Here is a 13,746-nt window from a genome sequence, read left to right on the forward strand (position 1 = left end):
GCGTTTCCAACCTTATGGAGACAGAACGTCTCCGAGATAGGTGGAGACGCGACAAGCTGCAAGCGCAACCTGCCTACTGCGCCGGCGCCGGCTTGCGAACAGGGATGGTCATCGCCGCCACGCCGGCGACAACAAAGCCCATTCCCCACCACGCCATCGGACCAAGGCTTTCACCAAGGAAGACGGCGCCGATGCCGACGCCGATCGGCACTCGCAGATAGGCCTGCGAGGTGGTGCCGACGGAGCCCAGCGTATGGATGAGACGGAAATAGATGCAGAAGGCGAGAGCGGTTGAGAAAACCGAAAGCCCAAGCAAGGCAAGGACCGACGCCGTCGAGGGCGTCAGCGCCCATGGCCGGTCGAAGACAAGGCTCAAGGGGACGAGCATGACGGCGCCGCAAAGCATGGAACCGGCGGCCGGCAGCATCGGATCTAGCCCCTTGAAGCCGCGGCCGAAAATGGCCGCGCCGGCATAACAGACAGTGGCTGCGACGATGGCTAGCTGCGCCCACAATTGCTGCCCGACACCGCCAAGCGCCTCGGTGCCGATGATGAGACATATTCCGGCTATGCCGGCCCCGACGCCGAACAGTTTGCGCATGGTCACCGGCTCGTGGCGGGTGATGAGCGCGGTCAGCAAAAAGGTGAAGATCGGCGAGGTCGCATTGAGGATCGTCGCCAGGCCGGCATCAACCGAACGCTCGGCCGCGGCGATCAGCGTGAACGGCACGACGCTGTTGAGGCAGGCCTGGAATGCGAACCGACGCCAGCTAGCCGCATCGCCCGGCAAGACCAGACCCCGCCAGCGGAGGATTGCGAAAAGAATACCACCCGCAATCAGGGTCCTGGCTGCGATCAGCGTTATCGGCGGGATCGTTTCGACGCCGATCTTGATGAAGCTGTACGACGCGCCCCAAAGCACCGCCAGCGCGACGAGGAGCATCAGCTCGATCTTCATATCGGTTTTTGCGGGCATGGCTGGGTCGCACCTTCAAGGGATGGTGATCGAATACGCCACGTCTATAGGCAAGGCCGAGGTGAAATGCTTCTACCACGGTCGAATTGTCATAACGCCTGAATCCGGATGCGCGCCCGGCATCGCCCCCGCATTTGCGCTAGGCAAACCCGCGCCAAGTCGCTAGACCCGCGCCCGGCCGGCATGCCAGAAAGCCGGCGAGGGTTTTGGCGGAGACAATGATGCCGGAATATGACGTGCTTTGCATCGGCAATGCGATTGTCGATATCATCGCCCAGTGCGACGAAGCGTTTCTCGAGACGAACGGCATCATCAAGGGCGCCATGAACCTGATCGACACCAGGCGCGCCGAGCTGCTCTACAGCCGCATGGGCCCGGCGATCGAGGCCTCCGGCGGCAGCGCCGGCAACACGGCGGCGGGTGTCGCCAGCTTCGGCGGTCGCGCCGCCTTCTTCGGCAAGGTGTCGAACGATCCGCTCGGCGAAATCTACGCCCACGACATCCATGCCCAGGGCGTCGCCTTCGACACCAAGCCGCTCGAGGGCGAGCCGCCGACGGCGCGCTCGATGATCTTCGTGACGCCGGACGGCGAGCGCTCGATGAACACCTATCTCGGCGCCTGCGTCGAGCTCGGCCCAGAAGACGTCGAGGCCGACAAGGCTTCGGGCGCCGCGGTCACCTATTTTGAGGGCTATCTGTGGGACCCGCCGCGCGCCAAGGAGGCGATCCGGCAGACGGCGAAGCTGGCGCATGCCGCCGGGCGCGAAGTGTCGATGACGTTGTCGGATTCCTTCTGCGTCGACCGCTACCGCGACGAGTTCCTCGACCTGATGCGTTCGGGCACCGTCGACATCGTCTTCGCCAACAGCCATGAGATCAAATCGCTCTACCAGACCTCGTCTTTCGAGGATGCGCTGGAGGCGATCCGCAAGGACTGCAAGATCGCCGCCGTCACCCGCTCGGAAAAGGGCTCGGTGATCGTGCGCGGCGACGAGACCGTCACCATCAAGGCGACGACGATCCGCGAACTGGTCGACACGACGGGTGCCGGCGACCTCTATGCCGCCGGCTTCCTCTACGGTTACACTGCGGGACGCAGCCTGAAGGATTGCGGCGACCTCGGCTCGCTGGCGGCCGGGCTGGTGATCCAGCAGATCGGGCCGCGGCCGCGGCAGAATTTGCGCAGCGCGGCCCAACTGGCCGGGCTGCTTTAGCGACCTCCGCAGTCACCTGCCGTTCAGGCCCGACCGCAACACCTGCTTGTCAGGCGGTCTTGCGGAATGAGGGCGCGGCACCGGGCTGTTGCGGCGGCATTTCGTCGGCGGTGACCAGCCGGTTGCGGCCGCTCTTTTTCCCGATGTACATCAGCCGGTCGGCGAGCGTTATCAGTGCTTCTGAATCGGCGGCTTCCGCCGGATACATGGCCACGCCAACGGTGCAGCCGACCTGGATGGCGCCATGCGGCGTGGGCACCTTGATCCGCAGCTTTTCCAGGATGCGTTCGGCGACGCGCACGGCTTTTTGCCGGGCCTGGTCCGCCTCGCCTGAAAACAGGAATGCGAACTCGTCGCCGCCAAGCCGGGCGACGAAATCGGCGCTGCGAAGGATCGTGCGAAGCTGGCTCGACACTCGCTGCAAGAGCGCGTCGCCGGCTTCATGGCCAAGCGTGTCGTTGACCTCCTTGAACCTGTCGAGGTCGATGAACAGCAGGCCGGCCGCCTGGCCGGTGCTGCCGCAGCGGTCGATGACCGATTTGAGCTCGTTGTGAAAAGCGCGCCGGTTGGGCAGATCGGTCAATGCATCGTGGTTGGCCGAATGGTCGCTCTGCTGCTTGGCCAGCTCGATCTCGCGCTTTTGCGCGGAGAGCTCCTCGTTGGCGACTTTCAGTTCCAGCAGCAGCTCGGCATTGAGGTCCTCGACAACCTTGCGATCGCTGATGTCGACCACGAAGCCCTCCAGGAACTCGAGTTCGCCGGCCTCGTTCAGCACCCCGCCACCGATCTCGCGGACCCAGAGCGGCTCGCCGACCGGCGGCATGATGCGGTAGTCGACGTTCCAGTTGCAGCCCGCCGCCAGCGCGGTGTCGACGGCCGTATAGACGGCGGCGAGATCATCCGGATGGATGGCGGAGACATACTCGCGCACCGCGTTGTGAACAAAATCGCTGGGCGGATAGCCGCTGACGGTGAGAATGCCGTCGCTGATGTAGAGCATGGTGTAGGACGCGTCGTTGCGGCAACGGTAGAGATAACCGTCCATGCGGCCGGTAATGCTGAGCAGCGCATCCAGGCGCTCGTCGTGGAGGACCCCCTGGCCGAGCACGGATGACGGAGTCGTATCGTGTTTCACAGCCGCATCCCCATGGCGGTCACCACCCCAGTCTGCCCAAAATGCCCCGCTGGCACATCGACGACAGCCCTCTGGTATAACGGTCGAATATTATCAATACCTTATGGATTCCGGTGATTTTGGCCGGAATTCGGCTTGAATCGCGAGATGCCCTCTATTGCGCGTATCCAAGCGGGCCGCGTAGCGGCTCCGTTCAGACCACCCGCCGCTATGGCCTCGGGCGCCCCTGCGTCGCTCGAAAAGCGTTCGCGGGCTTAGCGTTGGCTTTCGACTGCTGCGCAGACCGTTCGTCAAGCCCCCGCGCTATATGCCGCGATGGCCGCCATGTTGACGATATCGCTGTCCTTGGCATTCAGCGAGACGATCTGAACCGGCTTGTTCAAGCCGACCAGCAGCGGGCCGATGACGGTCGAGCCGCCTAGTTCCTGCAGCATCTTGGTCGAGATCGAGGCCGAGTGGAACGCCGGCATGATCAGCACATTGGCTGGGCCGGTGAGCCGAATGAACGGATATTGCGCCATGGCGCGGGCATTGAGCGCCACATCGGCGGCCATTTCGCCATCATATTCGAAATCGACGCGGCGCTTGTCGAGGATGCGCACCGCTTCCTGCACGCGCTCGGAGCGCTCGCCCTGCGGGTGGCCGAAGGTGGAATAGGCAAGCATGGCCAGCCTCGGCTCATAGCCCATGCGGCGGGCAAAGCCAGCGGCCTCCTCGGCGATGTCGGCGATCTGCTCGGCATTCGGCATGTCGTGCACGGCGGTGTCGGCGACAAGCACCGTACGACCGCGCGCCAACACGATCGAGACGCCGATGACGCAGTGGCCCGGCCTGGCGTCGATGACGCGGCGGATGTCCTCGAGCGCGGTGGAATAGTTGCGGGTGACGCCGGTGACGATGCCGTCGGCGTCACCCAGCGCAACCATGCAGGCGGCGAAATGGTTGCGGTCGTTGTTGATCAGGCGCTGGCAGTCGCGGAACAGGAAGCCTTTGCGCTGCATGCGCTCGTACAAATAGTCGGTGTAGATGCCGTTGCGGCGCGACAGCCGCGCATTGATGATCTCGATGCCTTGCTTGTTGAGCTCGATGCCGGCGTGCCTGGCATTCTCCTTGATGACGTCGTCGCGGCCGAGCAGGATGGCGGTGCCGAGCCGCTGGTTCACGTAGGACACGGCGGCGCGCATGACCTGCTCCTCCTCGCCCTCGGCGAAGACGATGCGCTTGGGCTGGCGGCGCACGCGGTCGTAGATGCGCTGCAGCGTCGAGGCGATCGGGTCACGGCGGGCGGACAGCTCCTGCGCGTAACGGTCGAGATCGAGGATCGGCTTGCGGGCGACGCCGGACTCCATCGCCGCCTTGGCCACCGCAAGCGGAATGGCCGAGATGAGGCGCGGGTCGAACGGCACCGGGATGATGTAGCTGGGGCCGAATTTCGGCCGGTTGCCCTGATAGGCGGCGGCAACGTCGTCGGGCACGTCCTTGCGAGCCAGTTCGGCAAGCGCGCGTGCCGCAGCGATCTTCATGTCGTCGTTGATGGTGGTTGCCCGTACATCGAGCGCGCCGCGGAAGATGTAGGGGAAGCCAAGCACGTTGTTGACCTGGTTGGGATAGTCCGACCGGCCCGTCGCCATGATGGCGTCGGTGCGGATCTCGGCCACTTCCTCGGGCGTGATCTCCGGGTCGGGATTGGCCATGGCGAAGATGATCGGGTTCTTGGCCATCGACTGCACCATCTTGGTGGTCAGCGCGCCCTTGGCGGAGAGGCCGAGGAACACGTCGGCGCCGTCCAGCGCCTCTGCCAGGCTGCGCGCATCGGTCTTGACCGCATGGGCCGACTTCCACTGGTTCATGCCTTCGGTGCGGCCCTGGAAGACGACGCCCTTGGTGTCGCACAGGATGATGTTGTCCGGGGCAAAGCCCATCGCCTTCATCAGTTCGATGCAGGCGATGCCGGCCGCACCAGCACCGTTGCAGACCATTTTCGTGGTCTTCATGTCACGGCCGGTGATTTCCAGCGCGTTGATCAGGCCGGCGGCCGAGATGATGGCGGTGCCGTGCTGGTCGTCGTGGAAGACCGGGATGTCCATCAGCTCGCGCAGGCGCTGCTCGATGATGAAGCATTCCGGCGCCTTGATGTCCTCTAGATTGATGCCGCCGAAGGAGGGGCCGAGGAAGCGCACGCAGTTGATGAACTCGTCGGCGTCCTCGGTGTCGACCTCGAGGTCGATGGAATCGACATCGGCGAAGCGCTTGAACAGCACCGCCTTGCCCTCCATCACCGGCTTGGAGGCCAGCGCGCCGAGATTGCCGAGGCCGAGAATGGCGGTGCCGTTGGAGATGACGGCGACCATGTTGCCCCGCGTCGTGTAGTCGAAGGCCCGTGAGGGGTCCTCGGCGATGGCGAGGACAGGCACGGCGACGCCCGGCGAATAGGCAAGGCTCAAGTCGCGCTGCGTCGCCATCGGTTTTGTGGCTACGATCTCCAGCTTGCCCGGGCGGCCCATGGCATGGAATTCCAGCGCCTCCTGGGCGCTGACGGAGGGACCGTTGTTTTCGGTTTTCCTGGCCATGATGCTTATGATTTCCTCGCCCATGCGGCCCCTCGTTGAGACGGGTGCCTGCTTTCTTTTGTGGAGCATTCGGGATTAAGGCTACACTTCGCCGCTGTAAACCGCCAAGCAGTTGGCTTGGAAAATTTTGGAAGCAGTTTCTTGAACGACGAAACGCCCATTCGCAGCGACAGCGCCACGCCGGCCTTTGCGCCAGCGACGCCGATGATCGAGCAGTTCATCGAGATCAAGGCGGCGAACCCCGATTCGCTGCTGTTCTATCGCATGGGCGATTTCTACGAGCTGTTCTTCGACGATGCCGAGAAGGCGAGCCGGGCGCTCGGCATCGTGCTGACCAAGCGCGGCAAGCATCAGGGCCTCGACATTCCGATGTGCGGCGTGCCGGTGCATGCCGCCGACGACTATCTGCAGAAGCTGATCGGCCAGGGATTTCGCGTTGCCGTCTGCGAGCAGATCGAGGATCCGGCCGAGGCGAAGAAGCGGGGCAGCAAATCGGTGGTACGCCGCGACGTGGTGCGGCTGGTGACACCCGGCACCATTACCGAGGACAAATTGCTGGCGCCGTCGGAATCGAGCTTCCTGATGGCGCTGGGGCGGGTGAAGGGCGGGGCCGAGCACTCCTTCGCGCTGGCCTGGATCGACATTTCGACCGGCAGCTTCCGCGTCACTGACACCACCGCCGACCGGCTGCTGGCCGATGTGTTCCGCGTCGATCCGCGCGAACTGATCGTTGCCGAGCCGGTGTTTTACGATCCGGAGCTGAAGCCGGTGTTCGACATGCTTGGCCGTGTCGCCAACCCGCAGCCGCCATCGCTGTTCGATTCGGCGTCGGCCGCGGGCCGCATCGCCCGCTTCTTCGACGTGGCGACGCCGGACAGCTTTGGCACGTTTTCGCGCGCCGAACTGTCGGCGATCTCGGGCGCCATTGCCTATGTCGAGAAGACGCAAAAGGCCGAGCGGCCGCCGCTGTCGCGGCCGGAGCGCGAGGAAGCCGGTTCGACGCTGTTCATCGATCCGGCGACGCGCGCCAATCTGGAGTTGTTGCGCACACTGTCCGGCAGCCGCGAAGGCTCGTTGTTCAAGGCGATCGACCGTTCGGTGACCGGCGGCGGGGCAAGACTGTTGGCCGACCGGCTGATGGCGCCGCTGACGGACCCGGTACAAATTACGGCGCGGCTGGATTCGGTGTCGTTCTTCCGCGCCGAAACCCGACTGTGCCAGGCGGTGCGGGATAACCTGAAGAGCGTTGCCGACATGCCGCGCGCGCTGTCCAGGCTGGCGCTCAACCGCGGCGGCCCGCGCGATCTCGGCGCGCTGCGCGCCGGTTTCGAAGCGGCAGGCGCCATAGCCGAACTGTTCGGAGCGACCGCCCTGCCCGCCGAACTGGCGGAAGCGCTGGCGGCGATCCAGACGCTGCCGCGCGCGCTGGCCGAGCATCTGACGCAGGCGCTCAGCGACGAATTGCCGTTGCTCAAGCGCGACGGCGGCTTCGTTCGCACAGGCTATCACGCCGAGCTCGACGAGATGCGGGCGCTGCGCGATGAATCGCGAAAGGTGATCGCCGGGCTGGAGCGCTCGCTGATCGACGAGACCGGCATTCGCTCGCTGAAAATCCGGCACAACAACGTGCTCGGCTATTACATCGAGGTGACAGCCAACCACCATGCAGTGATGACCGGCAGCGACGGGGCGAAGTCGCGCTTCATCCATCGTCAGACCATGGCCAACGCCATGCGCTTCACCACCACCGACCTGGCGGCGCTGGAAACCAAGATCGCCAATGCCGCCGACCGGGCGCTGACCGTCGAGCTTGCCGCCTTCGACCGGCTTACCGCGGAAGCGGTCGGCGAGGCGGAGAAAATCCGTGCCGGCGCCGAAGCACTTGCCGTGCTCGATGTGTCGGCAGCACTTGCGCTGCTCTCCGAAAGCGAGGCCTGGTGCCGGCCCGTTGTGGATGCAAGCCTTGCCTTCGATATTTCGGGCGGGCGGCATCCGGTAGTCGAGCAGTCGCTGCGGCGTTCGGGCGACGGCCCGTTCGTTGCCAATGATTGCGACCTGTCGCCGGAAGGCGGCGCGAAGAACGGTGCGATCTGGCTGCTGACCGGCCCCAATATGGGCGGTAAATCGACCTTCCTGCGGCAGAACGCGCTGATCGCCATCCTGGCCCAGACCGGCTCCTTCGTGCCGGCGACATCAGCCCATATCGGCGTCGTCGACCGGCTGTTCTCGCGTGTCGGCGCTTCCGACGACCTGGCGCGCGGCCGCTCGACCTTCATGGTCGAGATGGTCGAGACGGCGGCGATCCTCAACCAGGCTGGCGAGCGCGCGCTGGTCATACTTGATGAGATCGGCCGCGGCACCGCCACGTTCGACGGCCTGTCGATTGCCTGGGCGGCGGTCGAGTATCTGCATGAGAAGAACCGCTGCCGGGCGATCTTCGCCACCCATTTCCACGAGATGACGGCGCTGGCCGGAAAGTTGGCGCGGCTGCACAACGTCACCATGCGGGTCAAGGAATGGGAAGGCGACGTGGTCTTCCTGCACGAGGTCGGCAAGGGTGCCGCCGACCGCTCCTATGGCGTGCAGGTGGCGCGGTTGGCCGGCCTGCCGGAGGCGGTGGTCGGCCGCGCGAAAGAGGTTCTGCACCAGCTGGAAGAAGGCGAAGTTTCGGGCAAGGCGAACCGCCTCGTCGACGACCTGCCGCTGTTTTCAGTGGCTGCGAAGCGGGAGCAGCCAAAGCCGGTCAAGAGCGATGCGTTGGGCGCCGCACTTGGCGACATCAACCCCGACGAGATGACGCCGCGCGAGGCGCTGGAAGCGCTCTATCGACTGAAGGGGCTGGCGGGCAAGTAACTCTTTTACAATCGGAGCGGCGTCGCCGAAACCGCCAATCTCCTCACCGCCCGTTCAGATCATTTCCAGGCCGCGCTTGCGCGTCGGCGGCGGGAAGGTGCGGTCGAGGTCGGCGAAATCCTGTGGCGTGAGCTTGATGTCGAGCGCGGCGACGTTCTGGCGGACATGCTCCTGGCTGCTGGCTTTCGGAATGGCGATGACGCCATCCTGCGCCATCACCCAGGCAAGCGCGATCTGCGCCGGCGTGGCATCGTGGCGGGCAGCGATGGCTTCCAGCTTGGCATTGCGCGCCAAGGCGCCTTGCTCGACCGGTGAATAGGCCATCAGCGGAATGCCACGCTGCCGGCTCCAGGGGGCGAGGTCGAATTCGGGGCCGCGCCGCGACAGATTGTAGAGCACCTGATTGGTCTGGACGTCGCCGCCGGCCGGCAACCGGGTCAGTTCCTCCATCTCGTCGGTGTCGAAATTGCTGACGCCCCAGTGGCGAATCTTGCCGGCCTTTTTCAACGTTTCAAACGCCTCGACCGTTTCCGCCAGCGGCACGCTGCCGGGCCAATGCAGGAGATAGAGATCGATGCGGTCGGTGCGCAGGCGCCTGAGGCTTTTCTCGCAGGCCGCCGGCACGCCCGTTCGCGAGGCATTGGACGGCAACACCTTGGAGACGAGAAAGGTCTTGTCGCGGCGCCCGGCAATGGCTTGCGCCACCACCTCCTCGGCGCCGCCGCTGGCATACATTTCAGCAGTGTCGATCAGCGTCATGCCAAGATCCAGCCCGAGCTTCAGGGCGTTGACCTCATCGGTACGGTGACGGGCATCCTCACCCATCTTCCACGTGCCCTGGCCAAGCACCTGAACAGCTTCGCCTGAGGGCAAGGTGGTGGTTCTTATCGTTGATGACATTGGTGTGCTCCCGTCGAGGCTGGATGGCACCACACCCTTGGCGAGAAATCCAGATGAAATTCCTCCTCTGGGTTTCCCGCGTCGGCTTGACGTCTAATTCACCGGATGGGCGGCAAGCCAGGCCTGCATACGCTTGATCTCGGCTTCCTGTGCGGTGATGACCGCTTCGGCCAGCTGGCGAATTTCCGGATCCTTGCCATTGGCAAGCTCGACCTTGGCCATGTCGATCGCTGCCTGATGGTGCGGGATCATGCCGCGGGCGAAGTCGACATCGGCATTGCCGGAATATTCGATCGCCATCATGTCGGTGTGCATCTTGTCCATCGCCGCCTTGTAGCCGTCGGTGGAAGCGCTCTCAGTGCCCATCGCGCCCATATCGTGTTTCATCTCCTCGGATTGCGCCGGAAGGCTTTCGAGGAACACGGCAAGCAGCATTCCCGCCGCCATCAGCAAAAGCACGATCTTTTTAGCCCAGGTCATTCATGGTCTCCTGTTGATTGGGTTTCGTATTTGGGGACTGAGCTCAGAGTTTCAACGTCCTGAGCCGCAATGCATTGGCGATGACCGAGACCGAGGACAGGCTCATCGCCGCCGCCGCCAGCATCGGCGACAACAGCGTGCCGGTGAGCGGATAGAGCACGCCGGCGGCGACCGGCACGCCAAGCACATTGTATAGGAAGGCGAAAAACAGGTTCTGGCGGATGTTGCGGATCGTCGCCTGGGCAAGCCGGCGGGCCCGGACGATGCCGTTGAGATCACCCTTGACCAGCGTGATCCCGGCGCTTTCGACCGCGACATCGGCGCCGGTGCCCATGGCGATGCCGACATCGGCGGCGGCAAGTGCTGGCGCATCGTTGACACCGTCGCCGGCCATGGCGACGCCAGCACCTTTGGCGCGCAATTCCTCGACGAGTGCTGCCTTTTGTTCCGGCAGCAGCCCGGCACGCACCTCGTCGATGCCGAGCCTGTTCGCGATCGCCCTGGCCGTGCGTTCGTTGTCGCCGGTCGCCATGACGATCTTCAGCCCGCTGTCATGCAGCGCCTTGATTGCCTCTGATGTCGTTGCCTTGACCGGGTCGGCGACGGCAACGATGCCGGCCAGGATCTTGCCGACGGCGACGAACATCACGGTCTTGCCCTCGACCTGCAGCGTCTCGGCGTTCACCGAGACGGATGCGATGTCAATGCCGAGATCGGCCATCATCGCCGCATTGCCGAGCGCGACCTTCTTTCCCGACACCAGGCCAGAAACGCCCTTGCCGGTGACCGCTTCGAAATCGCTGGCCGCGGAGATCTTCAAGCCCCGCTCGGCAGCACCCTCGACGATGGCCTCGGCCAGCGGATGCTCCGAGCCCTTTTCGAGACCGGCGGCGAGTGCCAGCAATTCTTTTTCCGCGATTGCCCCGGCAGCGACGACATCGGTCAATTTCGGCCGGCCTTCGGTCAATGTGCCGGTCTTGTCGACGATCAGCGTGTCGACCGAGGCAAAGCGTTCCAGTGCGGCCGCCTCCTTGATCAGCACGCCGGCATGCGCGCCGCGCCCGGTGGCGGTCATGATCGACATCGGCGTGGCAAGACCCAGCGCGCACGGACAGGCGATGATCAGCACCGACACCGCCGAGACGATGGCAAAGATCAGGCGGGGCTCGGGGCCGAAGACCGCCCAGGCGATAAAGGCTGATATCGCGACCAGCACCACGGCCGGGACGAAATAGAAGGAAACGCGGTCGGCCAGGCCTTGGATCGGCGCGCGCGAACGCTGCGCCTTGGCGACCAGTTCGACGATGCGCGCAAGCGTCGTCTCGGCGCCGACCTTCTCAGCGCGCATGATCAGCGAACCGTGCTTGTTGAGCGTTCCGCCGGTGAGGCTGTCGCCTTCGGTCTTTTCGACCGGCAGCGGCTCGCCTGATATCATCGATTCATCGACCGACGAGCGGCCTTCTGTTACAATGCCGTCGACCGGCACGGCGTCGCCGGGGCGAATGCGTAGCCGGTCGCCCACCTTGACCGCGTCGAGCGGCACGTCATTTTCGGAACCGTCCTCGCCGATCAGCCGCGCCGTTTTCGGCGCCAGGTCGAGCAGCGCGCGGATCGCCGAGCCTGTCTGCTCTCGGGCACGCAGTTCCAGCACCTGGCCCAGGAACACCAGCGCCACGATGACGGCGGCGGCCTCGAAATAAACGGGTACCGTGCCGTCGTGGCCGCGGAACTGGTGTGGGAAAATATCCGGAAACAGCGTGGCAATGACGCTGTAGAGATAGGCTGCGCCGACACCGAGCGAAATCAGCGTCCACATGTTGGGGCTGCGGTTGAGAATCGACTCCCAGCCGCGATGGAAGAAAGGGAAAGCGGCCCACAGCACCACCGGGCTTGCCAGCGCCAGTTCCACCCAGACCATCGCCTGTTCGTCGACAAAGCTTGCGAAGGTCAGGCCGAGCATCGGCGCCATGGCGATGATCAGCAATGGTACGGACAGCGCTGCACTCACCCAGAAGCGCCTGGTGAAGTCGACCAGTTCGGGGTTCGGCCCCTCATCGCCTGATGGTATGCCCATCGGCTCCAGCGCCATGCCGCATTTCGGGCAGGATCCGGGTTTGTCGCGGACGATTTCGGGATGCATCGGGCAGGTGTATTGCGTGCCTTTCGGCATCGCCTGCGGCTCCGGCCCGTCGCCGAGATATTTTGCCGGCTCCGCCTCGAACTTTGCCTTGCAGCCGGCCGAGCAGAAATAGAAGCCCTGGCCCTCATGCCGGGAGAAGTGCTTTGCGGTGGCACGGTCGACGCTCATGCCGCAGACAGGGTCGGTGGCCGCGAGGTATTTTCCCGCCTCGGCGGCGAATTTCGCGCGGCAGCGCTCACTGCAGAAGTGATAGACGCGGCCGTCATGCTCTGCCGTCGGCTTGCCGGCGACCGGATCGACGGTCATGCCGCACACCGGATCGCGAATCACGGCTTCGGCGACAGGCGCGGCATCCTTTGCCGAGCAGCAGCCGGTGGTGTGCGCGTGATGATCATGGTCGGAATGCGCCATTCAAAATGCCTTTGTCTCTCGATCTCGGTGCAGAGGTAGTGCTTCCAGTAACTGGAAGGTCAAGGGCCAGGTTCGGCTTTTCTCAGTATGCGGCTCGCCGGCCCGGGGCGGAAAAATCCGGCACGCAACCGCATCCGTATGCTATGGACGCCGCCACTTCGTCGCTAAAAGCATCGATCCCGCTCAAAACCATGAAATGCCTGGTCATCAACCTCGATCGGTCCCAAGATAGGCTCGCCCATATGACGGGCGAGTTTATCCGGATGGGCGTTGCGTTTGAGCGGGTCGCCGCGATCGACGCGCGGGATCGGCCCGACCTCTCCCGGATGCCGCTGCGCGTCAAGCGCCTATCACCGCTGCGCCTGACCAACGCCGAGATCGCCTGTCTCCTCAGTCACAGGGCCTGCTGGGCGATCGTCGCGGCAAGGGACGACGCCTATGGTGCGATCTTCGAGGACGATGCCGTCTTTTCTGCCAAGGCCGGGGCGCTGCTCGCCGACGCCGGTTGGATTCCGGCCGCCGCCGATATCGTCAAACTCGAGACCTTCTTCAAGAAAACCACCATTGCGCGCAAACGCGTTTCCGCCGGCCACGGGTTTTCGTTGTCCAGGCTCTACCGATCCCATATCGGCGCCGCCGGCTACATCATTTCAAGGCAGGCCGCGCGCGACCTGATCGCGGCAACCGAGGACATCGGCATTCCGGTCGATCACGTCATCTTCAATCCCGGTCTGGCAACGTCGTCCGGCAAGACCATCTATCAGCTCGTTCCGGCGCTGTGCACGCAGGACCAGTTCCTGGGCGACAAGGCGGTCGGACTGCCAAGCCTGCTCAATCAGGAACGGAGCGACCAGTGGGCTGCGAGCGGCATGCCCAAAAAACGCAAGAAGACGGGAGCCAATAGAATCAAGACCGAGTTCAACCGGCTGGCGGCGCAGATTGCCGACTTCTGCCGGTTCAGGCAGGAGAAGATCATCCCGTTCGACTACCGTGGAGAACGTATCCGTCCGCCCCATACCCAGCGCCGTGAAAACGCGCTATAGACGCCGCCGAAAAGGCAAGGCCAA

General features: G+C 64.3%; 9 protein-coding genes. 3 read left to right on the forward strand and 6 right to left on the reverse strand.

Features of this window, described 5'->3' with window-relative positions; genetic code table 11:
• Positions 1–73: 73 nt before the first annotated feature.
• Positions 74–976, reverse strand: a complete 903-nt coding sequence (locus LHFGNBLO_RS05735) for a DMT family transporter (RefSeq protein WP_258605074.1) — start codon at positions 974–976, stop codon at positions 74–76.
• Positions 977–1,197: 221 nt separating this feature from the next.
• Here LHFGNBLO_RS05735 and LHFGNBLO_RS05740 point away from each other — a divergent pair, with 221 nt between their 5' ends.
• Positions 1,198–2,190: an adenosine kinase gene (locus tag LHFGNBLO_RS05740; RefSeq protein ID WP_258605075.1), complete on the forward strand. Its 993-nt coding sequence runs from the start codon at positions 1,198–1,200 to the stop codon at positions 2,188–2,190.
• Positions 2,191–2,239: 49 nt separating this feature from the next.
• On the opposite strand, the gene LHFGNBLO_RS05745 is transcribed toward LHFGNBLO_RS05740, so the two are convergent.
• Positions 2,240–3,325, reverse strand: coding sequence for a sensor domain-containing diguanylate cyclase (locus tag LHFGNBLO_RS05745; RefSeq protein ID WP_258605077.1), 1,086 nt, complete (start codon positions 3,323–3,325; stop codon positions 2,240–2,242).
• 290 nt (positions 3,326–3,615) lie between these two features.
• Complete coding sequence (locus LHFGNBLO_RS05750; protein WP_258605078.1) at positions 3,616–5,895, reverse strand: NADP-dependent malic enzyme; 2,280 nt, start codon at positions 5,893–5,895, stop codon at positions 3,616–3,618.
• Positions 5,896–6,099: 204 nt separating this feature from the next.
• Between LHFGNBLO_RS05750 and mutS the strand changes: the two genes are divergently transcribed.
• The gene (mutS, locus tag LHFGNBLO_RS05755; RefSeq protein WP_258609599.1) at positions 6,100–8,748 is read left to right on the forward strand and encodes a DNA mismatch repair protein MutS; all 2,649 of its coding nucleotides are present in this window, start codon (positions 6,100–6,102) and stop codon (positions 8,746–8,748) included.
• 54 nt (positions 8,749–8,802) lie between these two features.
• Here mutS and LHFGNBLO_RS05760 read toward each other — a convergent pair whose 3' ends face one another.
• The 3 genes from LHFGNBLO_RS05760 to LHFGNBLO_RS05770 form a co-directional block, all read right to left on the reverse strand.
• A complete protein-coding gene (locus LHFGNBLO_RS05760; RefSeq protein WP_258605080.1) occupies positions 8,803–9,648 on the reverse strand; it encodes an aldo/keto reductase in 846 nt (281 codons plus the stop codon).
• A 93-nt stretch (positions 9,649–9,741) separates the two neighbouring features.
• Positions 9,742–10,128 (reverse strand): DUF305 domain-containing protein, encoded by a 387-nt coding sequence (locus LHFGNBLO_RS05765; RefSeq protein WP_258605081.1) that lies wholly within the window; start codon positions 10,126–10,128, stop codon positions 9,742–9,744.
• Between the two features lie 43 nt (positions 10,129–10,171).
• Positions 10,172–12,679: a heavy metal translocating P-type ATPase gene (locus tag LHFGNBLO_RS05770; RefSeq protein WP_258605082.1), complete on the reverse strand. Its 2,508-nt coding sequence runs from the start codon at positions 12,677–12,679 to the stop codon at positions 10,172–10,174.
• Here LHFGNBLO_RS05770 and LHFGNBLO_RS05775 point away from each other — a divergent pair.
• Positions 12,625–13,722 carry a glycosyltransferase family 25 protein gene (locus tag LHFGNBLO_RS05775; protein WP_319944211.1) on the forward strand — a complete coding sequence of 366 codons (1,098 nt, stop codon included), beginning with the start codon at positions 12,625–12,627 and terminating at the stop codon, positions 13,720–13,722. The two genes, LHFGNBLO_RS05770 and LHFGNBLO_RS05775, sit on opposite strands and share 55 nt — an antisense overlap.
• Positions 13,723–13,746: the final 24 nt, after the last annotated feature.

The sequence above is a fragment of the Mesorhizobium sp. AR10 genome (assembly GCF_024746795.1).
GTDB lineage: Bacteria > Pseudomonadota > Alphaproteobacteria > Rhizobiales > Rhizobiaceae > Mesorhizobium.